Below are 24,541 nucleotides of genomic sequence, written 5' to 3'. Positions count from 1 at the left end.
TTACCTATGGACTCTTGTCCAATTGGTTAGGCATCCTGCCCTACTAAAGTCCCTGCCCAGCCTTCATCCTGAAAATCCGGACATCCTGTCCACTGGCTCCCTGCCATGTCACATCCCTGATTTGTCAGCCATCCACCTTCCTGGCTGCTTTGACTTCCTGTCTCAACTGACGGCTTCCATTCTGAGGCTTTTACTTATCATTTACAGTCAGGGAATCACCATACTCCGTGTAAGACATTTGCCACTGGTAACCGCTCCTTCTTTTATATAGGCCCTTAAACCAAACAACCCGGTATTTCAGACGCTGTGCATAAGTACACTCGAAAACCGGAACCAATCAAAATGACTGACAAAAGTAATCAACTACCAGCAGGGCTATCGATAAAACGGGTTAATTTGATTTGTGGCAGCTGTTCCTGCGTTGGCGTATCATCCTGTTCGCCTGAATACGGGTACTGCAAGTACCCGTATCACATAATAAAAAACCTTGCCAGGGACAAGGCTGCAAGTGCTGAACCATCAGCTGTTTGCGTTTTTTATTATTATTGAGGTGGTATTTATTCTTAGACAGAGAGTGAGTATTTGGTGTTCTTATTACCAGGCACCGAAACAATCGTTACCGACTTCGGCAAACACTCAATGATTAAGCCTATGCTACGTATTTACCGAAGCGAAAGAATTGATCTACATCAATAAATACCTACTAATAATGCACAGATGATCGACCAGTTACTGCTGAGACCCGGTTCAGGGTTGACCAGCTTTTGACCAAACAGAAAATAAGCAGGTCTTTAATCGTGCATTAATAACAATACAATAGCCTGAAAATATTAAATCTTAGTTAATATTTACCCATCGAACCTGTTTCCAGCAGCAATTGATCGAGCTTTTCCTGATTATCATCCGATAATTCACCTGCAAGACTGAGTTTATGTTTACAGATAGCTTTATGAAGTCCTTTATCGCACGAAAGCAGTTGGTGTAATGCTTCAAACCGATGCTCAAACAGCCAGTCATATAATCTAATGTCTGAATGGTCAATAGCGTCGTCGTCTTCAGAGTCCTCTGTCTCATGGCAATTGGATTCGCCCCAATCATGACTGTCCCGTACGACAGAATCACCCGACTCTGGATCTAACCCAACCCTGGCAAAATCACTTCTCGGTGCGTTATAGGTAGCTTCCATCTGGCTTATGAAGGAATCTTTGCATGAGTGGGCAAAAGGCTCACGAGGCAGGTAGACGAAAGGGTAAAGACGTATATCCGGGCTGTGCATATCTCTGGCTTTTGCCAGCAACGCTGCCAGTGTCATTTTATTTTGCGCACTCAAATTGTCGGCAATGACGTCAGAGGTGTTATCAATCAGATAAAAAACGTCCGCATTACTGGTTAACAGTTTTCCAATATCATCTGCCCGGGTTTCTATTAACGTATCTGAAATAGCGCCTTTCAGAGTGTCGATATTTCCCGGAAAATTGTATTTATACGCGGCTTTCAGGACATAAGAACACAATTCCAGCTTGCGAAAATAGTCACCATGATCTTCAAAAACACTGAAACATGTGGCAAGCAGGGACTGGCCATTATGATCAAGGCGGTTCAGATGCAACCCGGATTTTATCAAATAGAGAAGCGTGTCAGAAACACGATAGAAGTAATAGGTGTTAATGTTCCGGACCAGTTCATTGAAAGGGAGTTTTCCATCGCTGGTGTGCTTATTGATATCTAACCCATGGTGGGTCAGCAAATTGATTTTTTCACTGTCGAGAAACCGACTCGCCATCATTGCATGAAGCGGACTGTTTTCGTAACGATTGTCAGCGTTGTCGATACTGGCTCCAGCCCGCAACAGAAGCACAGCAAGACCGACCAATGACGTTAAGCTCAACGTTTCAGACAGCGCTGTCCTCCCGCTGCTGTTAACGGCATCAAGGATTTCCTGACGGCCACCGGCCTTTTCCAGCAACCTGTCCATAAGCGCCAGGGAGGCACCAGTTTGACAGGCAACGTGTAATGGCGTGTTACCAAAGCGATCAGCAACCAGTTCGGCACCACGGCTCAACAGCAATTCCACCACGGTATCAGGATTCACTTGATACATCTGTCCGCCACTGCGTGAATGAAGGCAGCTCGCTCGACAAAACTGGTGCAGTAAGGTTTGCCCCGCCTGATTGATGGGCTGATTGATATCAACACCCTCTTTACTCAAGTACCATTGCAGGTGATCCAGTATATTGGGGTCAGCTGTTCGCGGTGGAGAATTCCAATACACGGTATCATCGGGCCCATACTCCGAAGTCTGGGTTATGTGCTGAACTTTTTTCGCACGAATATCAATACCCCTGCTCTCTAATAGCGTATCCAGTTCCTGAATGTCAGCATTGCCTCGAAACAGAGTATTGCATTGGCAATCAGGGCTACGGATTAACCGTGTATCCGGGGTTTCGCACACTATCAACTGACGTCCATTAAATACCTCTGCAGTCTTAGTCTCCAGTGACAGGTGGTGACAGACCACAACGGGTAATGCAATGGGCTTGAATGCCTTGAGATCGTCAGGGGTGACTGAATGCATAATTGGTCCTCCAAAGCGGCTGTAACTATTAGCTCCCGACTTCTTGTCGTTGATAAATTCACAGTAATGATCACCGTTGTCTGGAAATGGTGAATCATCCCTGATATTTATCTCAACATGGTCGCACTCATCCCCTGGCCTGTATTTATCATCAGAAAAATCACACCGTTCAGAGCGGGCCGACATATGCAGGTTTTGTATGGCTTGCCCAAAAACAACCCGCCCCGAAAACAATTTGTTACCGGCTTCATTTCGAAGTGAGTTGGCAGCCATTGCTGAAAATTGGCTGTTGGTGAGTTGTCTTGTGTGTTTGAGAACGTTTAAAGCCTGTGTGTACATTGAATACCTCCGGAAATTTTTTACGATATTCATTGATCTCCAACCGTTATGGAGAGACTTCTGCAAATCACCCTGAAAACATTCATTCAAGTACATGACCATTTCAGACAACTCTCAAAACCTGCACTGACTGAGGCCAAAACAGTGGAGAATTTTAATGGGTCATATCGTTAACTCTCACCAACCAAAGTAGTCTCCCTGAGTAATTGATCAAGTTTCTCTTTATTGTCAATGGATAACTCACCCACAAGCTTGTTTTTATATTGACTGATAGTCTTATGAATTTCTTTATGTGACACAAGCAGTTGACGTAATGCTGCAAATTGATAGTCAAAAAGCCAGTCATATAAATGAATATCTGAATATCGTACTGAATGATTGCCCTGATGGTCTTCAGTATCATCACAATCAGAATCCTCATTAATCTCTGTTATTTCAGAGCGATCCAGATCTGATTCCAGTAGCCCAACCCGGGCAAAATCGGGGGTTACCGCATTATAAACAGCGTCCATGTGACGCATAAAAGAATTTTTGCAAGAGTGCGCAAACGGTTCACAGGGCTGGTAGACAAAAGGGCGAAGGTTCCAATCCGGAGGATACCTGTCTCTGGCTTGTTTCAACCACCCTTCCAATTTCTTTTTATTTTGCGCATTCAAGTCGCTGGCAATGATTTCGATGGTGTTATCAATGAGATAAAAAACATCCGAAAAGCGTGTTAACAGTGTCCAGATATCCTTGGCATGTTTTTCTATTAACGCATCCGAAACAGCGCCTTTCAGTGCATCAATATTTCCTGGAAAATGGTATTTATAAGCAGCTTTCAAGACAAAAGAACACAATTCAAGCTTTCGATAATAATCGATATTTCCGGCAAAAACATTGAAACACATGGAAAGCAGGGACTGACCATAACAATCAAGGCGGTTCAGGGCCAACCCTGCCTTTAACAGATAAAGAAGTACATCGGAATCAAAGTAGAAGTTACAGTAATACATATCCCTGACAAACTCGTTGAAAGGGAGTATGCCTTCACTGAAGCAGTTATTGATATCTAACCCGTAGCGAGTAAGGAAGTACAGTTTTTCACTGGTAAGTTGTTGATTTTCTATCATTGCATGAAGCGGACTGTAATGATATCTGTTGTCGGCGTCACCGATACTGGCTCCGGAGCGCAACAGAAGCACCGCTATACCAACCCATGATGAAGAACTGAGCGCCTCGGACAGGGCTGTTTTCCTGTCGTTGTTGACTGCGTCAAGGATTTCCGGGCGGCCATTGACCTTTGTCAGCAATATTTCCATAAGCTCCGGGCTAGCTCCAACATTGCAGGCAAGGTGTAATGGTGTGTTACCAGCGCAATCGGGAAGCAGCGACGCCCCATGGCTCAAAAGTAATTTCACCACTGTATCAGGATGCACAGAGTGCAGCGTTTCCGGCTCCCGGTGATAGAGACAGCTCGCTTTACAGAACTGATGCAACAAGGTTTGCTGCGTCTGGTTGATGGGCTGATTGATATCAACCCCCTCTTTACTCAGGTACCATTGCAGTTGCTCCAGTATATTTGGGTTAAGTTCTCTCAGTGGAGAGCGCCAATACACCATTTCTCGGGGCCCATACGCTGAAGCCCGGATTGTATACCGGGCTTTTTTCGCATGAATATCAATAGCCCGGTTTTGTAACAGCGTATCTAATTCCTGAATGTCAGCATCATCACGAAACAGCGTATCGCATTGACAATCAGAGGAACGGATGAGTCGAGTATCGGGGTTTTCGCACACGACCAACTGACGACCATTGAATAACTCGTCACTGCGAGGCTGCATGGACAGGTGGTGACAGACCAGAACGGGTGACGCAGTGGGCGTGAATGACTTGAGATGTTCAGGAGTTACGGAAATCATGGTAAATATTTCAAAGTGTTTTTTTTGTACATTTCATTTAAAAAATGTTCATTCAAAAGAATCCGTTAAAAAATACTGGCTGTCTCCCGAATATGGCCAGAAGTCGAGTCTGGTATAAAAACGGAAATAATCAAGTCTTTCCTGTTTACTGACTCATTCTGATTTTTCCTGTTAAACAAGTTTCTGCTGCATGTCGGACGTTGCTTCTGCCGTTGTGGTTTAAGCAGATGTTGCGGTTTGGCTGGATATCAGGGTTTGAACGGAAGCTGTTATTGCTTTTGGCGTTTTGGCAGTAAAATAGATGTTTTTCGAATACTTGCCGCAGCGAAAATATTTGATATCGTTAAAGCTGAGCACGCAACGAAGCGTCAACAGGCCCTGACAGCGCCAAATTTTTATCTTCAATTAGTCTCTGTTTATGCGTTGTATGGTTGGCATATGCAGACTAATGGTTCTGTTGCTGTATCCTATTCCCCCTGTATTTATCCGATAAGGTTCGCTCAGAGAATCTCCATATAATTTGGCCAGGGTTGCACCTATGATACACCCTTCAACCGCATGCCCTGCACAGCAACCAATAACACCACCAGCAGCAGCGCCAGCCACTTCGGGCTTGTCAACACCTGGATAGACAATATCCAAACTGTAAACGTTATTATTTTGAGGTTGCATATCAACGGACTCTTTGATTGGGTTCCTGGAGGTTTACAGTTTCTCTATAAAGTAAACAACAAAGCGGAGTAGTCATTTTCCTGAACCTGACTGCAGGATAATAATACGCTGTAGGTTTCCGTGTTTTACCATCCTCCAGCAGTCGACGAGAGACTGCGTTGATAATATTGACCGTTGAATTATTAAATGGTTCAATCTTTGCTCTGATACCAATCGTGAAGTTTACTACGGATATTAGCCTCTTCAGTCACCAAATTACTGTGTAATTTTCTACGTTTCAAAATCTGGCAGATACAGAATCTGGTCAGCCTCTTCTGCATTGTTTACCAGCGTTGACAACCTGCCTTTTTTAAACTCGACATCTTAACTCTTTGCAAGCTTGGAAATATAACTTTCAAAGACACTCGGCCGTTTGGTCACAGGACTATCCAATTCAAAACGGAATAAACTCGGCCCTAATGACAATCTCATCATTAAATTTATAAATAGGTTGGCCAAGATCCTTTTGGTCCGATTGAAGTGGCATTAAACGAAAGAAATCTATAGTATCAGTTCGTGCTTGATGTTCGTCATAACAGGATTTAACTTGTACCACTCTATTTTTCGAGTTCACTGGTATAACAGTTGATATGTCCTCTTTTTGATGGTTTTCGATGGTATGTCTTCTATCCAGTAGTGAAACTTTTATTCCTCCGGATACCGGCCAGGTCAGTTTTTCGTCATGCTTGCCTGGCATAACCTGTGCGCAGATTACCGCCCTGGTTTTATTTGATCGGTAGGTACCTTCAAGATTCAGGATGAGTTTGAAGCAGTATCCTTCATATGACGTATAAAAAACCGGGCTCTCTAATACATGATCACTGTATCGGTTACCGTTAACTTTTTGTGAGTAATTTCGGATGGGCCAGCTGATCAGGCCGATACCTTCAATCACGTCGTATGGTGAATTTAAAAAATTGGGTTTGATCTGAGCGGCTGACAGCACATCTATCGTTGTCTTGCTATCGGAATCCAAATAGCAGCGTTGATAATCCCCTTTCGGGGGTTGTAAAGTGGACAGTCTGCAAAATTCTTTAAAGCCTACGAGAGGATGAGGGGCCTTACCCGGGGAGCTTCGGCACTCGCCCGGAGCTCGTGATAGATGAATCGTCCTTATAATGTCTGTCTTATGTTTGCTGTGATCTTTCATAATAAATTTCATGGATTCACTGCAGGGCCACTCGGCTTTGCCATCATTGTCTCCGTTGATCACACGAACGTACAAAGAAAGGTATTCATGACTTTGTTTTACTAATAACAACTGAAAAGTATGGTTATTGATTTGGAATGGCTCACTGTTCTGTATTATCCCAGCCGTTTTATTTAAGTTTTCAGCATGATCAAATTGCCATGAATAGATAATATTCCCTGCTCCTGCAGATGCAGATGTTTGAGTGACAGTTGCTGGTGGAACCACCTTTGATACATTATCCATTTTGACCTTCGGGGTTCCGGCTTTCGTTTCGATGTTGGGCGTATGGCTGTTATATCCGGAACGTACGGACAATTGTTGATCATTAACAATTGTACTTATGACGGTTGACAATGAGCAATTCTCAGATTTAGCTGCTTCCAATTCCCCATCAAGTAATTTGATTTTCTGGTTTTGTGACTGGACTTGCTCTGTCAGCCTCTTATTTTCCTGAATCGTATTCTCCAGTTCTTCTTTTAAGGCGTCTGAATCAGTGTTACTTTCAGGCTGTATTTGTATGTTGTGTTCATATCGCTTTTTTAAGTATTTTATTTCTTCTATCATATACCGTGGTGATCCACTACAGTTATAGACATGAACTTGCTTATAATTTTTAAACTCTCCTTTCCAGCTGCATTTTGGTTCCAGGCACTCGACAACAAGACCATTGATGTCTCTCGCATGAGCTGCATCGACAAAAATATCTTTTATATTTATGCGGCTGTTACATTCAGCCAAGGGGCAGGTTATCTCTCTGTCTTTAATATTTTTTTCTATGCATGGCTTACAAATAATGTGTCCGCATGGCAGCTGATAAGGATCGGAGAGAATATGTGGCCTTGGCTCTGTATATAAACAGGCAAACTTTTTTTGCTTGGAAGGATCCGGAATCAAAGCCAGTGGATGCGGATAGACAAACTCAAATTCAGGCATTGGTGTATCAAGTTTCAGTGTTCCTGATAATGTGTTCATATTGAAATACCTGAGTTCAATGTCAACGTGTCTGTTTGACCTGTTTTCTGCAACCGAGTTCCCCGTATTTTTATTAGGTTTGCCGGTTTTCTCTTTTGCCCCCTATCAGCAATTCCCGCTAAATTGATTATGGTCAATAATACCAAGTCTTGTAGACAGATCCGGCAGTTCTGAAATCGCAGACTATCGGGTAAAATATCCTGCATTACATGACTATTGTTGTTTACTGTGCCTACATCTAATCGAAAAACAGTTGCCGAAAAACTGATCAGCATCGTTTCTAAAGAAGCTGCAAAAATACCGGATTTCCGTCCAGGGAAGAGCCAGGATGCAATCTCGCTTCATGATGCGATCATGAGCGGCCTTGCCGTCATGCATTTGAAGTATCCGTCATTACTGCAGTTTGACCGGGATTGTGTCAAAAAACCGGATAGCAAAAATCCCCAGTACTATCATCAGCTACTGGCTTGCTGCCTGGTCAAACCGGGTAAGAAGGAAGTGCTGCCTCTGATGCCGGAGCCCATCATTCAGCAGGTGAATGCCTCAAAGAATGACTGTGAAAAAACGGCGCTTAAGCGACTATTATCGAACATATCCAGAGAGCACCCGCACCTCAAACTGGTGCTGAACGGTGATGACCTTTACTCTGACGGCCCCACCATCAACCTGGTGAAATCCTACGGATACAGCTTCATTATGGTGGCAAAGGACACCTCTCATCCTTCACTTTATGAATCAGTCGATGAACTGGATAAGGCGGATAAAGTGGTGCGCTATCAGTATACCGATGAGAAGGGATACCGACACTGGTTCCGGTTCGTGAACGATGTTCCTATTAACAAGTCCCATAAAGAGACGCTGGTCAACTATCTCGAATACGTAGAAATTGATCCGAAGGGTAACAAGAAGTACGTCAATACCTGGATTACCGATATCAAACTCACCCTGGAGAACGTGGCGAAAGTCATGCGAGGAGGACGCGCCAGATGGAAAATTGAGAACGAGACGTTTAACACACTGAAAACACAGGGCTACCATCTCGAACACAATTACGGGCACGGAGAGCAGCACCTGGCCACCAACCTAGCCTGCCTGACTTTCACCGCCTTTCTCATTAACCAGATAGAGCAACTGGCTTGCAAGTTCTTCCTGCAAGCTCTTGAAGCAAAGAAGTCCAAAAAGCGCTATGGCTTGGGATACGAGGCTTATTTGACTGGTTTTTCATCGATAACTGGGAAGATGTGTACACAGCGATTATTGGTGGCAGGAGTGTCAGCTTAAAACACCTAGGAGGCTGTCCGAGAATAGCGCCCGTAGCGAGGATGGCAGAAAATTGAGGATAAAAATTCCGTTTTGTTCGGTGAATAGCGGGGCTATTTACCGAACAAAACGGAATTTTTAGACCAATTTGCTGCCACCGCAGTAGGGCAGTCTATTCTCGGACAGCCTGCTGGTTGTTGACACCACATGAGATAACGCCGGTAGCCCTGTGTATCCTGTGTTCTGAACTTGCTGATATGTTGGCTGTAAAGTAGCCAGGGTTCGTTCAACCTTGAAAAATAGTCACCTGGATAATCTATTTATGCGGCTACAGAGATATGGTCAGCGGGAATTGCTGACCCACCGTTAGCTGCTGACTTGCAGGATGTGTTACTTATAGCACTCTACAGAGCAATTCAATAAACTCCTTTTTATCTGAACTTCTAATGCCCATATTTCTTCTTCCCCATTCTTCTATGTAGTTTGACTTGAAGGTTTCTTTGTATTCAGATGGAATATCTTGCATAAGTTGTTTCAACTCAGTTTTCAGACAAGGAGAAGGTGTTGTTTTTACGTAATCTGTATATTGATCCCAATCTATTAGATATAATTGATGGCTATCTGTATTAATTAACCAGTTGTCAGAATGTGGATGGTTATGCATATGTGGAACACTTACATCTATACATTTTCCAAATGAATCTCTTAATACTTGAGTTTGATATGAACTAGTATGAAGGCGAGCCAAATATAGAGCCATTCTCTTATATATAGAGTTGAACTCCTCTGATTTAAATGCATTTTTTACTTTTGCCTGATGTAATGTCAAGCCTTCAACAAACGGCACCATTTTAAAAAATGCCAGTTCGCCATAACTGAGACCATGCACTGGAACACAGGCGAACTTGTATGTACTTACGACGGGAGTGACACTGATGTCTGACCCAACTTCACTAAGCAACCCTTTGTTTAGTGACGCTTGTCTGACACTAGTTAATGCAGTAAAAGTTTCAGGGTAGTTTTGTTTAAACTCGGTCATTCGTCCCCACATATGTTTTAATACATATCGTTCTCCATTTTTATTTTCAACTAATATGACACTATTGTTGTCGGCGTTACTCAAGAATTTAATAAAATGAAAATCAATAGTTTCGCCATGCTGGATTAAATATAGGTTTTTTGCAATACCGGGGGAATTCAAGATTAACTGATCTTCACCAATACATTCTAGTTCTTCAGAAGTTAAATAATCTACAGGCTTTTGCCTGATTCTAAAGGAATACTCACTCAGATACGCGATACAATAACCACTTAACTGTTTTGGCAAGCCTTCATTTTGGGATACCAAATCAAACTCTGACGCTTGCTCATCTTTCATGCTAAAAAAATCGTAGTGCTTTTTTAAGCGGTCATATTGATCTGGAAATAAAGTAGCAGATACCTCTACTGAAATACCTGCATGGGCTTTTCTGTTATTTTCTGGAAAATAAGAAGAGGGTACTCTTCCTTTCTGTTCTTCAAACCTCATAGCGTAGTTACTTTGGCAGGAGTCAAAATCTACAACCTTAACACCTTCAAATATATCAGGTCTGGTGTTAAATACTTTCCCGTCAACCTCAATAATAACTCTGTTAGCAGTGGTTCTGCGACACTCTCGTGAAAATGCTATGAACCTGTCATCTGTCAGGACAGAAACAGCTTGAAACAAGTGAGGCGACTCGGTTTCCACGATTTTGGGAATTGCTTCCATAATATTTTTCCTGCTTACTACAACCAAATTAAAGCCATCGGACAATATTTACTATAAGTAGTTCCTTGTATTATCAGAGTATGATTAAGCAGCTAACCTCTTGCAAAACCGGCGCAGCCCGGTTTATTCATTCCAGCCACCCCACCATTTCCAATACTTCCTGATATCCGTACCACTCCGGCGCGGCTTAGTATAAGGAAGCAACATGGAACGTTCTGAGCAAATTCGATTTGACAAACTGTACCAAAAACACCTCACCACCCTGAAACTCCGGGGCAAAAGCCAATCCACCATTGATCTCTACAGCAGACCACTGCGACGGGTGGCAGCCTTCTTTGATCGTTGCCCCGACACACTCAAACCCGATGACCCGAAAACCTGCTTTACGTCACTGATAGAATCCCACTCATGGAGCACGGTCAAAAACGAAGAAAGGTGACCTTCTCTTACCTCAATAGTGAAACCGGCAAAAAAGAGAAGCGAACCCTGCCAGGGGAAGACTTCCTGTGGCTGGTACTGAAACATGTATTACCCGGGCGATTTCCCCTCAATGCCTTTGACCCGGCGTAAGGAATTTCAGTCCGCTGTACCTATGCTCTTCGTTATACCGCTGGGAAGCAACTTTTCTTTTCGCTAGAGCGACCAAAGACCATATGTTTCATGTGACTGAGCTGAGAATTGCGTTCTTTGTTTTGCGCTTTGAGTTGCTCGACTTCAGCCTTATGTTCTTTTTTCATCAAGGCAATGGCAGCTGTCAATTCGCGCTCACGATCTCGTTCCCACAGAGTGATTGACCTGCCATTTGAGATCAATGTATTCCTGCTTGGTCAAGCTGACTTGAACAAGACTGAAGGGAGTGCCGAGTTGACCCGAAGAGCATTCAGGTTCAGGGGAGATATCAATCATCTACCAAGGATAGTTGAATACATGACTTTTGATGCCTGAATTATGGTTTTAGCGAAGAGTTACCTCCCTTGTTCGAGAAGACGGATAAGCTGATCAATACTCACGGTATTTTGCTCCACACCAACCAGCTGAGCTGAAAGCTCGGACATTTCAGATCTTGCCTTATCAGTTATGCACCAATTATTATTAGAGAACTGTTCTCTATACTTTTCATAGGCAATCAAAGCTTTTAGACACAACAGATCCTCAGAAGAGGTTATCGCTGTTTTTTTCCAGCCAGCTACTGCATTGTCCGAGAACCAACCACGGAAGTAGTCTGCATTTTGAGAGATCAGCGTGCTGCCGCTCACTTTATCAAACTCCGCCATTAACGCAGGCATAGCTGACATAATGTCTGCGATAGCACCTAAGTTTGCTAAGCGACGGATATCGTATTTATTAAAAACACCAGAGTCAAAAATATTATTTTCACAAGAAAGAAACCGAGCGACCTCATTGATTAAAGATTGTTTATCGTCATACCCGGTAGGCCCAAAATCCTCTACAATAAAATTAACAAGCCCCTTCAGATTCCTGAGGCTAAACTCACTCCCTCCAACATCCCTCCGATACATTTGGTAGAGACGATCCCGGAAACCCTCAAGCGCTCTTACAAAATACGCTTTAAACCGCTCTGCGTTAATCTGATCACAAAGTACAAGAGCTGCAGATTGTATATCCTGATCGCTTCCTGAACGCCCAAAACTATAGCCCTTGGTACCATAAAAAGTTTGCTCATGACCAACATCGATTAGAACCAATTGGGCCTTCCCATCCTTATTGCGAGCCATGATATTTTTTGGAGAGATATCACCATGAATAACACCTTTCAATTTCATGGCTTTTAATTCCAAGAAAAAGTCTCGCAACAAAGATCTATAATATTCCTCTCCAAACTGATGGAGATTCACCTCTTCAAGTTTTTCAGTGGTTATATAAAGAGTGCAACCATCAGGAGAAAAACTAAAACCATTCAGATGTACATAATTATCAAATTGAGCCAATGCCAGCATTTTACGCAACCTTTTCCTGGCAACCCCCGGAATTTTCCTGAGTACACTCGTCTCATTAATTTGAGCATTTATATCAAGCTCGGGATCAGACTTTACCAAATGATGACAATCCACAGCGCAGAGCACCTGCCCATTTCCCTTATCATAAACAACAGCCTCAGCACCCTAGCCAATCTTCGTCATGAAAGAAGAATTACATTCATGATCAATGGGAATGATTAAATCAGCCCGACTACTCAAAATATCTTCAATATCTGAAACTAAAACCAGAACACCATTTGGGCCACTACTTACTGTCTGGAAGAAGAGACCTTTACTGGAAGAGTTACGAACAACAATAGAACCAACTGAATCAAGGCCATACTGAGTAGCCACCCCTGAGCCAAGAAGCACCAGTCTCTGCTCCTGCCCCCTTAACAACACATCATCTAAACTAGCAGCCGAGTAAATGTTGGTCGACTCATCAATACCAGACTCTTTGAGCGCAACCGTAAATGTTTTTGCTACATCTGGCGAAACTATCGGCATTGGAGTATCGACAAACGTACATTGATCAGTGCTGGAAGGGGGGGCATTTGTCACATTGAGGCTTTGAATTGAGCTCGCTGGTGATTGTCTGGGAGCCGGAGTTTTTGAACCACTCCCTGATACCTGGTTCGAGATCAGAGTTTGTGAACCACTTGACAACATGTGATTCTGAACCGGTGTTTGGGGCTTCGTGATTTTTCTGTGATGTAGCCTCTTGGCAGCATAACCAAGATCGACCGCTAGAGAAGGGATAAAGGTAATAACTGACACCAAGGTGGCAACAGCATACCCAAAAAAACGATATGTTTTACTGGCAACAGCATCGGAGATTTTGTTAAACCAGCTGACACAAGTCCATTCACTCTTATGAGTATTCAGTACCATCATTGCTGGGCTTACATCCATATCTAGTCCCTGCATGGTAAGTTCCTTTTTTTTGTTTGAATATATTTTTTATATAATGAGTAGATTTTATAATTTGAACTAACGTATTAGAGCAGCAAAGCTGCCAGTTAGTTCCCGGGAGATTATAATTTTTCGTAAATCAACAGGTTAGGAAGGGTTTTCCGGAAAACCGGGGTCCGAAACCGGGGTCGAAAACCGAGGTCGGGTCTTGAATCTTGAACACATCGAAGATTAAAAACTGCCTTTCAATTCTTGCCCTAAAATTTTCAAACCATTTTTTCAGTTTTATGATACAGAACTATTTCTACTATTTTTAATCGAAATCTGGTCGTTTAACGTCCAAAAATCATAAATAACACCAAGACCAACAAAGCCAATGGTAAACAGATACAAAATTCCGGATATCCATTTCCCCAGGTACATGCGGTGAACACCGAATACACCAAGGAATGCCAGCAAGATCCATGTAACAGAGTAATCATACAGACCACTATGGAAACGAAAATCCGCTTCCCGATCCATGGCCGGGATAAGGAAAAGATCGATCAGCCAGCCAATGCCAAAGACACCAAGGGTGAACAACCAGATAGTCCCTGTTACCGGTTTCCCATAATAAAAGCGATGAGCACCAAGAAAACCAAAAATCCAAAGTACATAACCGATAACTTTACTATGGGTGTCGTTCATTTTTATCACCTGAAACATTGGGAAAACGATGGGGTCTTGGTTTTTGCACACTACATTTTCTCGACCAGAAAAAGTCGGCTTTATGCTTGTCCTACCCGATTCCTTAAATCAAAAAATATTGAAATATTTTCCTGAGGCGCACCGAAGCTACCACCCATCCAGCCATTTTCTGGAATAGTCAGGTCACTACACTCTTTTTCAGCCCAGCCAATCGGCAAGTTGCAATCCGGAAACTCTGGAAAATTCCCGCTGATTATGAGTAACCATCACCATCCCCCGGCTTCTGGCATGGCCTGCCAGCAAGGTATCATAAGCACCAATTTGTTGCCCCCTTCTCAATTCCTCTCTGACTTTTGCCGACTCCCGGGCGGCTGCCCCGTCAAAGTCGATCACGTTCACCCCCTCTAAAAAGAACGACAGCTTACTTTCCTTGGCCTGCCTGTGTTCAGGGTCGCCTTTTTCAATGCCGAACTGCAACTCGTAACAGGAAATGGATGAAACATAGACCTTCCCCTGATGCTCAATAAACTTATCAATGACCGGGCGATTATGTTTTAAAACCGCAATACAAATGTCGGTATCAACCATGTATTCCGCCATTAAAAGTCCTCCCGATCCTGGCAGGCCGGTTGTTCCCGCTCTGGAAAATCATCAATGGGTTCCATCGCCAGAAACTCTTCCCAGTAGTCTTCGATCGGCGTCAGGATGATGGCTTTTCCTTCTTTACGCACCATAACTCGCTTAACCGTATCCGGAAAGGCAAGCTCTTTCGGAATTCTGACAGCCTGCGTTTTATTGTTAAAAAATACGCTGGTCTCCATAATTCACCCCAATGTATATACAATATGTATATAACATAGGTCGGAAGTGAAAAGCCTGCAAGTTAATACTCAAAATGAATGACGCCCCCCTGATCCAGCAGGTGCTGAGCTTCATCTTCCGCCTAGTTAACCCACTCATCGCAAACCGTATGACAGGCTTTTTCCAACGGAATACCGTCCGCTCACTCCGTCCCTTGATCTCAATCCCTACACGGCCTTTTTTCCCCTCAAAATGGTAGCCTCCTAGGAGGCTGACCGGTAACCAGACCATTTCCTTTTCCATCCTGATGCTCGCCCCGCTTACCGGAATGTCAGGTGGCCTGATCATGCATCGGTATCGCCACTGCGGTACTCAAACCATTTCCCTGAGCCTGTAACGTCATGGCTACGGTTTCGGAATGAACCGGATCGCCCTTCGGATTGAAGGCAATGGTCGGATGGTTATGAGCTAATAAAGGACAAGCTAATAAGAAGCTAATAAAGAGCTAATAAAAGAGCTAATAAAAGAGCTAATAAAGGACATCCAAGCTAATAAAGGGGAGCTAATAAAGGAAGAGCTAAAGAGCTAATAAAGGACATCCAAAAATTTGACTATTCGGCCATGCCGTCTATTTTTCTTCTGGAGCCTCTTAAGTGCATTTTAAGCACATATACCCATTAATTAAAAAAAATGACATGACGACCGCCCGAAAAAACCTCATAGATCCAGCCAGTACGCCCTACTACCACTGCATGGCACGCTGCGTTCGCAGGGCTTTCCTGTTCGGCAAAGACAATTTCTCAGGCAAAAACTATGAGCATCGCAGGCAGTGGGTGGTTGAGCGGTTGAAAGCGCTTTCTGGTATTTTTGCTCTGGAAGTCTGTGCTTATGCGGTTATGTCGAATCATTATCATGTGGTGCTCCATATCAATAGTCAGCAAGCCAAAAAATGGGACACCAAAGAAGTCTTACAACGCTGGACGCAGCTGTTTTCTGGCCCACACCTGGTTCAGCGTTATCTTGTCGGCGATCAGCTGGGCAAAACAGAGCTGCTGCGGGTCGAAGAATATGCCCAGGAGTACCGAGGTCGTTTAATGGATATCAGCTGGTTCATGCGCTGTCTCAACGAATACTTAGCCCGGCTGGCCAATAAAGAGGATGAGTGTAAAGGGCGCTTTTGGGAAGGTCGTTACAAAAGTCAGGCCCTGTTAGATGAGGCAGCATTGCTGACTTGCATGGCCTATGTCGACTTAAACCCTATCCGGGCAAAAATTGCCGCAACGCTGGAAACCTCAGAACATACCTCTATTAAAGAGCGCATTGAGTCATACGACAGCGCAAACGGAAAAAAACAAAAGGCGCACTTGAAGCCGTTAAAAGCTCAGGGTCAAAACCCTGAACAGGCGATTCCATACCCACTCAGTAGCTACTTTGAACTGGTTGACTGGTCTGGTCGAATTGTCTGCAAAGGCAAGCGTGGTCGTATAACTGACGATGTACCACCTATCCTGGAGCGCTTGGGTATTGACCCAAATGCATGGCTGGAGACTATGTGCTGGAATAATCGTTTTCACCTCGCAGTCGGCAAGCTGTCTTCACTGAAGGCTTATGCAGAAAGCACCGGAAAATACTGGGTTCATGGGATGTCTGTGAGCGGTGCTCTTTACCCTACCTGATAAATGCATTTTCATTTACTTTAATGTGGCCAGCGTTTTCTGAGTGCTCTTTCTTATATTGTCTCGATAGTGTCTTCTATCTGGTTGTTGCTGAGTACTTTTTATACCCTTCCTGTTTGATATGAATGAGAATTTCTTACAATGATCAATACTATCATTTAAAAAATGACTAAATGACGTACTCTCTTCAGTTTTTAAAATATGGGTGTCCTTTTCCTTTTTTTCTTTTCCTTTTTTGTATCCTTTTTCTTTCTTTTCCTTTTTCTTTATTTAAAATATGGGTGTCCTTTTTCCTTTTTCTTTTTTTTGGGTGTCCTTTTTCTTTTTTGGGTGTCCTTTTTCTTTTTTCCTTTTTCTTTCCCTTTCCCGACCTGCCTTGTCCTGCACCATTGACCACGACAGTGGCACCATCGGCCGCCACGACGGTAGCAGGCAGGGAAACCGCCAGGGCATCCACAGCACCCCCCATACTTGTTTCAGAACCGGCTTCTTCTGCAACATTGTCCACAGAGATGGTACCGTCAACCACCATACCTGTTTCAGAACCGGCTTCTTCTGCAACATTGTCCACAGAGATGGTACCGTCAACCACCATACCTGTTTCCGAAACGGCTTCTTCTGCAACATTCTCCGCAGAGATGGTACCGTCAACCGCCACACCTGTTTCCGAAACGGATCCTTCTGCAACACTGTCCGCAGCGATGACACCGTCAACCATCATACCTTTTTCCGAAACGGCTTCTTCTGCAACATTGTCCGCAGCGATGACACCGTCAACCGCCACACCTGCTTCCGGCCCGGCTTCTTCTGCGACACTGTCCACAGGTATGGTACTGTCAACCGCCACACCTGTTTCCGAAACGGCTTCTTCTGCAACATTGTCCGCAGAGATGGTACCGTCAACCGCCACACCTGTTTCCGAAACGGCTTCTTCTGCGACATTGTCCACAGAGATGGTACCGTCAACCGCCACACCTGCTTCCGACCAGACTTCTTCTGCGACATTGTTCACAGCGATAGCGCCGTCAGCCATCATGCCGGCATCGGTCAAGGAAACCGTGATCAGGGTATCAGGGAAAACCATAACCTTGGCCGGTCCGCCTTTTGAACCATTTACGACGGCACAGCCAACCGTTACCACGCCACCGTTCTGGGAAACCGTGCCCACAATACCAGGAACCACCATGACCTCTTCCAGAGCACCTGCTTCTGCGCCAATGACCACGGCAGTAGCGCTGTCGACCGCCACGGTGGCACCGCTGGCATCTTCCCTGAGTGCTGGTGCCATCACCGGTATCGCCGTGGGAGCCGGCCTGGTGCTGGTATGTTTTGGGGGTGCGTGCATTTACCGCTATTACCAACGCTGGTCAGGCACATACCGGCTTATGGATTGCAATGGGTTGCCAGGGCATCGATCTGTACTACCGTCGCCGTCTGAGCCGGTGGCGGATACCTATGAACTGGAGGCCATTACAGCGAGTAGGCAACGAAGTCAGAAAGCACCTGCCCATGGAAACAGGAGCAAGCACTCGGAGGTATAAACGCAACGCATGTGGTTCCATTAACCGCTTTTTGATCTGGCGCAACCTTACTTGCGTGGCAATGCATAACGGGCCCGCATCAGATAATGGTTAAGAGTGGAGTCTGCTGATAGGCAGTGTATGCATTCCCACGGAGGAACATGTAACAGAGGTGCGTCAGTAAAACAGGTGAAATGGTATCAAACCTTACTGGACTGTTTGCTACCGGCACTCCCCATTAACGGGAAGACCACACAATAAAGAGAATGCCCAATTGCCGGATAGCATTTACCGAAGCAAAGGGCGTTTCATCTATAAGCCTTATCGGGCGGGTCGGCAAAAAGAATGTATTCGGTACCGAAATTGTACCTGTACCAGAGACCATGGCCATGTTGAGTGGTTCCAACGGATATCTGTAGATATAGCATCACCAGCTGCCGACCGTTTGGCCAAGAACTTTAATCGTCCACCAATTTCGCAACAGCCTGTGGAATAGTCAGGAAAATAGCGGGAAATACCGGCTTAAAACAGATAGTTATTTTTTAATCAGTAGTGAATAACTGATCAAAACAAAAACCCCGCATAAAGCGAGGACCGTAGAGAACGAACAGTGTCGTTGGGGTTTCCTGTGCATCCTGCCTGGTTGTTCGAGGCTTCCATTGGTTCACGTCACTGTGATACCTGAACACCTCTTCCCTGATGCAGTGCTTCACTCAACTCAAGGCCCAGGCCTGTTGGTTGAGGCTATTATTTTACGGACAGTGACGTATCATCCTATAAGCCTGAATACGGGATACACTGCTGACTCTCCCGTAGGTAACAATAAACAACCTCGCCAAAAGCAAGGCTGCCAGTGCTGATCCATCAGCCGTAAGCCGTTTTTATTATTATTTGGGTGGTATTTATTCTTCGACAGAGAGTGAGTATTTGGTGTTCTTATTACCGGGCCCCGAAACAATCGTTACCGACTTCGGCAATCACTCAATGGATGAGTACAGTTTACGTATTTACCGCAATCGAATAATTGATCTACATCAACAAAACCGAGTTAGCAATAAGAGTGAAGCCAATGTTATTTGAACCAAAAACGGTAGAAGCCATAGCAGCATTTACCCTGTCGGATCATCACCAGATATTCCTCCGGGATGTTGATGTGTTTCTGGATTACCTGGTGAAAAATCCGGTTCCGGTTTCGAAAAGCAAGAACCTGCCACCGGTTAAATGGGCTGAGCCACTGAACAATCTGCTCTCCAGCCCCGAAGTGCTGACCTTAAAACGACCAATGACCACTAATTATGCCCGGGTCATGGGTCTGTTACTGATGGGCCGCAGTTCAGGGCTGGCCGCCCTTCGGCCAGATAGCAGGGGAAATACCGTACTTCATATCAACGAGGCGCTTTACCAGCAATGGCAGGGCATGAATGGTACTGAACGGTATTTTTCCCTGCTGGAAGCATGGATTAATCGGGGTTATGCCATCAGTGTCGGGGAGCGAATCAGCTCGATTGATGATCGCTTTCTGCCCGGCTTTATGATGATGTACGGCGAGAGCGATCTATTGCAAGGCAAAGCGGCCAGGGATCCGGGCTTCTGGTTACGCAGGGGTAAGTCGTTCAACCTGACCATTCTCAAAATGGCCGGGATGGCTGAATTCCAGCTTGAGGATAGTAACCGGAAAATCCATTTCCTGAAATTAACGCTTTGGGGGCAGTTGTTTTTAAACGCCTGTCGGCAAGGGTTTATCGACTCACTGAAAGACGATGAGTATGAAGACGACTATGAACAAATCAATCTGCTGCCCGCGATAAAAGCAATTCGGCCAGATGTTCACAAAACCCTGGAACTTCCGGAGCCGATGATTGCTGCCAGTTATGTCCTGTCCGTTACTTTGGGGAGTCAGTGCACCCGCACACTGAAAGTATCCGCTGACCTCCTGCTTGAAAACCTGGCTGAAGCCATCCTTGACGCCTTTGATTTTGATTGTGACCACCTTTATCACTTTCAGTATCTGAGCCCATTTGGTGCCGACCGGATGATTGGTGATCCAGCGGTGGATTTCTGCGATGCCTTCGTGACTGAAACCCGGCTGCGTCAACTTGAGCCAGTTCCCGGAATGAAGATCACCTTTGTCTTTGATTATGGTGATAACTGGGAGTTTGACATCGTGGTCATGCACAGCAGTGAAGAGAGTACGTCTGATACCCAGGTGATCGAACGTAAAGGTGAAGCGCCGGAGCAGTATCCGGATTATGAGGATATTTATTGATCAATATTTAACCAATTATTCGTACCCCGCCTGCCTGAAAGGCTGCCTGCCTTTATCCCCTAACGGTTTATCCACAATCTTTTCCACACAAATTCCGGATAACTGAAACAGGGGATAATAATTCTACAGGCAGGTACTGCAACGGGTTATAACGAACTACTGACAGTATAAACACAACCTGCCAACAACTTACCCACAGACTTATTCTGGAAAAAGTGAGGGCGTGTGTTTATTCTTGGGCTCATTCAAAGAGGAAGCCTGACTCTCAAACATCCGTTGAAATCATTTTGCCAGGGTATGACCCGATGCCCGATATCCAGTGGACAGCACCAGGTGACACCCTGAGCCATAAGAACGCAGCGAAGGAATTTGGCCTGACTGAGGAGGAGATTATTCGGGCGATTAAAATAAGGGACGATTCACTACCAAATCGCTCACGCCCACGGTAATCCGTATTACCCTGTGGTCAGTGATATTTCTATGCTGGGTGAAGCCGAGTTCTTCCTCAAGTTCTTTTCAACGCACATATTTTTGATTTCTAATGCTTCGAAATTGTCTGGAAAACATCCATGAGCACAAGATCAGAAAAATACCGATCAGACAAAAAAGCAGAATAACAATACCTAATGAATTTTCATTTATATTATTTAGCAGTTGGTTTTAATATTGGCCTTTTCTCCATCTCTTGGCCGTAATCTTCTCGAGCTTTCTTCGGTACTTCTTGAGACAAAACTCACTTTTTGTATCCTTCAACATATCAAAAATATCTTCCACAATGATTGCACTTATCGCATGAAGTGCCTCATGCCTTGATAGCCCCTGCCTAACCAATTTAGTTACCGTTTCAGAGACGAGATCAACATTTTTGGCGATCTGATTTTCAACAACCACATGCATATAAGAGTGCATTGTTAATGCACCATCATCTTGAAATTCTTCTATGGACTCATGAAAGTTAGAGACGAGTATTTTTCTTTGTTCATCATCAAGAACGAGCCATTCACTTACATTTAATGGCTTATCGGGGTTGTAATATTTCATTTACAATACCTTTGAGTCCTCTGATCGATTATTGGAAGTATAAATTGTTTTTTATTTGGTAGAAACACCTGACAGTAAACACTGGGGCCAGGTATTTTTCTTGACGTATAAATCAGATAAACCGAAGCTGGGTTAGATCCTTTTTTGAATGGGTTCAAGATTAAAGACCTTACCCTGTTTTTTTGATTGCGGCTGGGTGCAATCTATCCTTATTCGTTAGCTGCGTGTTGATTGTTGCATTTGATTGGCAACCGAGTTGTCTGAATTTTTCTCTGAACTCACCAAACCATTTACAACACCGGAATAATCTGTTTCAGTTTTATTTTGGCTCAATTTAAAATTACCGACTATATCATCAATGACAACGTCTAAACCAACAACAGCATTTAGCATTTTTTCAGTAAACTTCGCTGGAGCATCAGAAACTGACCACGGAAGTTTTTGGTTGAGTTCATGAAAGTCAGAAATCTGGTTGAGGAGCTGCAAAATCCAGTTACTTTCATGCTTGAAAAAAACTTTTCCTCTAACGTGAACTACAGAGTAATTCCAGGTTGGTACGGTTTTACCTGTTTCTTTCTTCGATGGATAAAAGTTCGGGCTGATATATGCGTTTGGCCCATGAAATATGAGAAGAACTTCCTGACCATCAGCAACCTTTTTCCATAAAGGGTTTGCTTTGGCAATATGACTTTGAAGTTTTACTTCATTCTCACGCTTCTGAAGATAAAACGGAATATGATCTGCATCCAAAGTATTTTCAGCTGAAACTATCAGAGTACCAAGTGGATATTCTTGAATAAATCCATGCAATTTATCCAAGTTTTCTTCTTTGAATTTTGATGGGATATGCATAATTTTACACTTAGCAGCTAACGCCTCAATAAGGGGCGCCGAAGGCGTCCCTTTGATTGACTTGGTACGCCCGGCATGGGCATGAACTGATGGGGTGAAAGTCCCCTGTGGGAGAACCTACATTTGACTGGCGGTAAAGACGCCTGCTGATGACAACCACTAGCTTAAGGCAAGTGCAGTCTCGCGAGAGGCTGTGCGGAGGCAGTCTGAGTGCAAAGGTGCGAGCCGACGTAGACTGGGCGTCCCCCAGAAATCGCATATAAGGCTGAGTCTCTGGGCGAGTGAGCCAAAGATTACGAAGCCCTCAGGTTCGTGAGACACGGTAAATGCGGCGGTTGTGCACTGAAAGTTCATGTTCCCTCTTATTTATAAAGAGTGGGGAGATCTGTCCAACGTGCGATTGGTAATTCCCAGTTCTCAGCCACTGGTTACAACAGGCTCGGCGAGCAGGCCTCATCACCCTGCTCGAACAAACCCGATGGCAACCAATAGCGCCAGCAGAGGCAACTCCGCGAGGTGATTGGACAGAAAACCGAAAATTGCTCCTGCATTTTCAGCATACAGGCCATCCATGGCCTTATCAGCAGAGGCTATAGTAACTGTACGACAGAAGTCATTAACGGACGGGAAGTCGTCAGCGAAGGGCCGAACATCGATGACAAAGAGGAGACTGATTCCCTCAGGGCGATGCAGCCGTCCGGCGACTCACCGTACCTGGCGACAGAATCTTTAACCAGCTTTGAACCATGATCTACTAAATTGCGTACTTGAACCGGCTAATCTGGCAAGTGCATGCGACTGCATGGATGCAGGAGGTAGTGCGAAGCAGGAGCCAGAGCCGGGAAACAGGTCAAAAGCAACAAGGGTGCCCCGGGTATCGATGGAGTCACTATTGAAGCTTATCCCGACTTTGCCAAACAGCATTGGCCTTCAGTGCGTCAAGCTTTATTGGACGGAACCTTCCAGCCGTCACCAGTACGCCGGCATGTTATAGAAGAGCCGGATGGTGGTGAACGCTTACTGGGAATCCCAACCGTGATGGACAGGGTCATACAGCAGGCCATTGTGCAGGTGCTGCCCCCTGTCTTTGATCCGGGATTCTCTCCAAACAGCTTTGGCTACCGACCGGGACGATCAGCACACGACGGAGTCCGTCAGGTTAAGCTGTTGATCAACAGGGGGCTGCATTACGCCGTTGACGTTGATCTGAGTAAATTCTTTGGCTGGTTTTTGCTCCTGCAAAACCAGACTTCCCACCTTCCATGGTGGTCATACGGTTAATCACGACGTTTTGATGTCGAGGGTCTCCCGTAAGGTCCACGACAAACGCCTTCTGAAACTGATTGGTCGCTACCTGCGCTCCGGTGTCATGATTGATGGTAATGTCTACCCGACCAGGGTTGGCATGCCACAGGGTGGGCCTTTATCACCCTTGCTGTCTAATGTGGTCCTCGACGAACTCGACAAGGAGCTTGAATATCGGGGTCATTGCTTTGCAAGATACTGTGACGACTTCGTTATTCTCGTCAAGAGTCAGCGTGCAGGTGACCGGGTGATGCACAGCATTACCCAATTCATCGAACGCAGACTGAAACTGAAGATTAACTCCCGGAAAAGCTCTTTATGATGAGAAGGTTGTGAAAGCAACAGAAAGCGAATTCCTGAGTTTCACCTTCACAGGGAAGAAAGTGCGCTGGGCTCAGAAGTGTCTGGACCGATTCAAGTACAGGATACTCAAGTTGACCAGTCGTCGCTGGGGTGTCTCAATGCAACATCGGTTACGCAAATTGGCGCAATATATCCGGGGTTGGATGGGTTATTTCCGGTTATCGGAATATTACCGACCATTTCCCCTGCTGGATCAATGGATACGTCGGCGAAGGGAAATAAAGGACACCCAAAAATTTGACTAATCGGCCACACTGTCTATTTTTCTTCTGGAGCCTCTTAAGGGCATTAAGGAAATCTACCCAGCAACCAAAAAAAATGACATGACGACCGCCCGAAAAAACCTCATAGATCCAGCCAGTACGCCCTACTACCACTGCATGGCACGCTGTGTTCGCAGGGCCTTCCTATGCGGCAAAGACAATTTCTCAGGCAAAAA

Annotated in this window: 21 protein-coding genes and 1 pseudogene; 8 read left to right on the top strand and 14 right to left on the bottom strand. The window is 44.8% G+C overall.

The features are described 5' to 3' along the window. Nucleotides 1–841 precede the first annotated feature (841 nt). The 4 genes from J7438_RS09370 to J7438_RS09355 all read right to left on the bottom strand — a co-directional run bounded on the left by J7438_RS09370 (nt 842) and on the right by J7438_RS09355 (nt 7,690). On the bottom strand, nt 842–2,914 hold the full coding sequence (locus J7438_RS09370; RefSeq protein WP_209276328.1) for an ankyrin repeat domain-containing protein: 2,073 nt from the start codon (nt 2,912–2,914) through the stop codon (nt 842–844). 170 nt (nt 2,915–3,084) lie between these two features. Continuing rightward, entirely contained in the window at nt 3,085–4,815 is a 1,731-nt protein-coding gene (locus J7438_RS09365) for an ankyrin repeat domain-containing protein (RefSeq protein ID WP_209276327.1), read from the bottom strand. A 405-nt stretch (nt 4,816–5,220) separates the two neighbouring features. Next, the gene (locus tag J7438_RS09360) at nt 5,221–5,487 is read right to left on the bottom strand and encodes a hypothetical protein (protein ID WP_209276326.1); all 267 of its coding nucleotides are present in this window, start codon (nt 5,485–5,487) and stop codon (nt 5,221–5,223) included. Between the two features lie 433 nt (nt 5,488–5,920). Beyond that, nucleotides 5,921–7,690, bottom strand: a complete 1,770-nt coding sequence (locus tag J7438_RS09355; RefSeq protein WP_209276325.1) for a TNF receptor-associated factor family protein — start codon at nt 7,688–7,690, stop codon at nt 5,921–5,923. 219 nt (nt 7,691–7,909) lie between these two features. Between J7438_RS09355 and J7438_RS09350 the strand changes: the two genes are divergently transcribed. Then, nucleotides 7,910–8,971 carry a transposase gene (locus J7438_RS09350; RefSeq protein ID WP_209276324.1) on the top strand — a complete coding sequence of 354 codons (1,062 nt, stop codon included), beginning with the start codon at nt 7,910–7,912 and terminating at the stop codon, nt 8,969–8,971. A 373-nt stretch (nt 8,972–9,344) separates the two neighbouring features. Here the strand turns inward: J7438_RS09350 and J7438_RS09345 are convergent, their stop codons facing one another. Continuing rightward, nucleotides 9,345–10,700, bottom strand: a complete 1,356-nt coding sequence (locus J7438_RS09345; RefSeq protein WP_209276323.1) for a protein kinase family protein — start codon at nt 10,698–10,700, stop codon at nt 9,345–9,347. A gap of 205 nt (nt 10,701–10,905) precedes the next feature. Between J7438_RS09345 and J7438_RS09340 the strand changes: the two genes are divergently transcribed. Both J7438_RS09340 and J7438_RS09335 read left to right on the top strand, forming a co-directional pair. Further along, the gene (locus J7438_RS09340; RefSeq protein WP_209202146.1) at nt 10,906–11,139 is read left to right on the top strand and encodes a phage integrase N-terminal SAM-like domain-containing protein; all 234 of its coding nucleotides are present in this window, start codon (nt 10,906–10,908) and stop codon (nt 11,137–11,139) included. Then, nucleotides 11,136–11,234, top strand: a pseudogene (locus tag J7438_RS09335) (transposase); the annotation flags it as partial. The gene J7438_RS09340 and the pseudogene J7438_RS09335, both read left to right, overlap by 4 nt. Before the next feature lie 68 nt (nt 11,235–11,302). On the opposite strand, the gene J7438_RS09330 reads toward J7438_RS09335, so the two are convergent. The 6 genes from J7438_RS09330 to vapB all read right to left on the bottom strand — a co-directional run bounded on the left by J7438_RS09330 (nt 11,303) and on the right by vapB (nt 15,099). Next, the gene (locus J7438_RS09330) at nt 11,303–11,512 is read right to left on the bottom strand and encodes a hypothetical protein (RefSeq protein ID WP_209276321.1); all 210 of its coding nucleotides are present in this window, start codon (nt 11,510–11,512) and stop codon (nt 11,303–11,305) included. Nucleotides 11,513–11,665: 153 nt separating this feature from the next. After that, the gene (locus tag J7438_RS09325; protein ID WP_209276320.1) at nt 11,666–12,772 is read right to left on the bottom strand and encodes a protein kinase family protein; all 1,107 of its coding nucleotides are present in this window, start codon (nt 12,770–12,772) and stop codon (nt 11,666–11,668) included. Between the two features lie 51 nt (nt 12,773–12,823). Further along, entirely contained in the window at nt 12,824–13,591 is a 768-nt protein-coding gene (locus J7438_RS09320; RefSeq protein WP_209276319.1) for a hypothetical protein, read from the bottom strand. A 285-nt stretch (nt 13,592–13,876) separates the two neighbouring features. Beyond that, nucleotides 13,877–14,278 carry an NINE protein gene (locus tag J7438_RS09315; protein ID WP_286196494.1) on the bottom strand — a complete coding sequence of 134 codons (402 nt, stop codon included), beginning with the start codon at nt 14,276–14,278 and terminating at the stop codon, nt 13,877–13,879. A 198-nt stretch (nt 14,279–14,476) separates the two neighbouring features. After that, nucleotides 14,477–14,878: a PIN domain-containing protein gene (locus J7438_RS09310; protein WP_209276318.1), complete on the bottom strand. Its 402-nt coding sequence runs from the start codon at nt 14,876–14,878 to the stop codon at nt 14,477–14,479. Then, nucleotides 14,878–15,099, bottom strand: a complete 222-nt coding sequence (gene vapB / locus J7438_RS09305) for a type II toxin-antitoxin system VapB family antitoxin (protein ID WP_209276317.1) — start codon at nt 15,097–15,099, stop codon at nt 14,878–14,880. The genes J7438_RS09310 and vapB overlap by 1 nt, the downstream gene beginning before the upstream one ends. A gap of 675 nt (nt 15,100–15,774) precedes the next feature. On the opposite strand from vapB, the gene J7438_RS09300 reads away from it, so the two are divergent. Next, nucleotides 15,775–16,755, top strand: a complete 981-nt coding sequence (locus tag J7438_RS09300) for a transposase (protein WP_209276316.1) — start codon at nt 15,775–15,777, stop codon at nt 16,753–16,755. A gap of 187 nt (nt 16,756–16,942) precedes the next feature. Here J7438_RS09300 and J7438_RS09295 read toward each other — a convergent pair whose 3' ends face one another. After that, nucleotides 16,943–18,046 carry a hypothetical protein gene (locus J7438_RS09295; protein ID WP_209276315.1) on the bottom strand — a complete coding sequence of 368 codons (1,104 nt, stop codon included), beginning with the start codon at nt 18,044–18,046 and terminating at the stop codon, nt 16,943–16,945. A 1,298-nt stretch (nt 18,047–19,344) separates the two neighbouring features. Here J7438_RS09295 and J7438_RS09290 point away from each other — a divergent pair. Continuing rightward, nucleotides 19,345–20,541, top strand: coding sequence for an IS1096 element passenger TnpR family protein (locus J7438_RS09290; protein ID WP_209276314.1), 1,197 nt, complete (start codon nt 19,345–19,347; stop codon nt 20,539–20,541). Nucleotides 20,542–21,201: 660 nt separating this feature from the next. Here the strand turns inward: J7438_RS09290 and J7438_RS09285 are convergent. After that, entirely contained in the window at nt 21,202–21,582 is a 381-nt protein-coding gene (locus tag J7438_RS09285; protein WP_209276313.1) for a hypothetical protein, read from the bottom strand. Nucleotides 21,583–21,798: 216 nt separating this feature from the next. Continuing rightward, entirely contained in the window at nt 21,799–22,434 is a 636-nt protein-coding gene (locus tag J7438_RS09280) for an FMN-binding negative transcriptional regulator (protein WP_209204697.1), read from the bottom strand. 933 nt (nt 22,435–23,367) lie between these two features. On the opposite strand from J7438_RS09280, the gene J7438_RS09275 reads away from it, so the two are divergent. Genes J7438_RS09275 through J7438_RS28230 form a run of 3 tightly spaced genes read left to right on the top strand, consistent with a single transcriptional unit; the run spans nt 23,368 to nt 24,347 of the window. Further along, the gene (locus tag J7438_RS09275; RefSeq protein ID WP_209276312.1) at nt 23,368–23,715 is read left to right on the top strand and encodes a reverse transcriptase domain-containing protein; all 348 of its coding nucleotides are present in this window, start codon (nt 23,368–23,370) and stop codon (nt 23,713–23,715) included. Nucleotides 23,716–23,728: 13 nt separating this feature from the next. Continuing rightward, entirely contained in the window at nt 23,729–24,061 is a 333-nt protein-coding gene (locus tag J7438_RS09270) for a reverse transcriptase domain-containing protein (protein ID WP_209276311.1), read from the top strand. 10 nt (nt 24,062–24,071) lie between these two features. Further along, nucleotides 24,072–24,347, top strand: a complete 276-nt coding sequence (locus J7438_RS28230) for a group II intron maturase-specific domain-containing protein (RefSeq protein ID WP_209276310.1) — start codon at nt 24,072–24,074, stop codon at nt 24,345–24,347. Nucleotides 24,348–24,541 lie beyond the last annotated feature (194 nt).

This window comes from Thalassotalea sp. G20_0 (assembly GCF_017744175.1).
Taxonomy (GTDB): Bacteria; Pseudomonadota; Gammaproteobacteria; order Pseudomonadales; family Endozoicomonadaceae; genus Endozoicomonas.
This window is presented reverse-complemented; position numbering and strand designations above follow the sequence as displayed.

Bases quoted from the DNA above. Each gene is read 5' to 3' on its own strand.
- J7438_RS09365 (WP_209276327.1), bottom strand. From the start codon at position 4,815: ATGATTTCCGTAACTCCTGAACATCTCAAGTCATTCACGCCCACTGCG.
- J7438_RS09345 (WP_209276323.1), bottom strand. From the start codon at position 10,700: ATGGAAGCAATTCCCAAAATCGTGGAAACCGAGTCGCCTCACTTGTTT.
- J7438_RS09315 (WP_286196494.1), bottom strand. From the start codon at position 14,278: ATGAACGACACCCATAGTAAAGTTATCGGTTATGTACTTTGGATTTTT.
- J7438_RS09360 (WP_209276326.1), bottom strand. From the start codon at position 5,487: ATGCAACCTCAAAATAATAACGTTTACAGTTTGGATATTGTCTATCCA.
- J7438_RS09300 (WP_209276316.1), top strand. From the start codon at position 15,775: ATGACGACCGCCCGAAAAAACCTCATAGATCCAGCCAGTACGCCCTAC.
- J7438_RS09355 (WP_209276325.1), bottom strand. From the start codon at position 7,690: ATGAACACATTATCAGGAACACTGAAACTTGATACACCAATGCCTGAA.
- vapB (WP_209276317.1), bottom strand. From the start codon at position 15,099: ATGGAGACCAGCGTATTTTTTAACAATAAAACGCAGGCTGTCAGAATT.
- J7438_RS09285 (WP_209276313.1), bottom strand. From the start codon at position 21,582: ATGAAATATTACAACCCCGATAAGCCATTAAATGTAAGTGAATGGCTC.
- J7438_RS09270 (WP_209276311.1), top strand. From the start codon at position 23,729: ATGTCGAGGGTCTCCCGTAAGGTCCACGACAAACGCCTTCTGAAACTG.
- J7438_RS09320 (WP_209276319.1), bottom strand. From the start codon at position 13,591: ATGGATGTAAGCCCAGCAATGATGGTACTGAATACTCATAAGAGTGAA.
- J7438_RS09280 (WP_209204697.1), bottom strand. From the start codon at position 22,434: ATGCATATCCCATCAAAATTCAAAGAAGAAAACTTGGATAAATTGCAT.
- J7438_RS09340 (WP_209202146.1), top strand. From the start codon at position 10,906: ATGGAACGTTCTGAGCAAATTCGATTTGACAAACTGTACCAAAAACAC.
- J7438_RS09290 (WP_209276314.1), top strand. From the start codon at position 19,345: ATGTTATTTGAACCAAAAACGGTAGAAGCCATAGCAGCATTTACCCTG.
- J7438_RS09370 (WP_209276328.1), bottom strand. From the start codon at position 2,914: ATGTACACACAGGCTTTAAACGTTCTCAAACACACAAGACAACTCACC.
- J7438_RS09310 (WP_209276318.1), bottom strand. From the start codon at position 14,878: ATGGCGGAATACATGGTTGATACCGACATTTGTATTGCGGTTTTAAAA.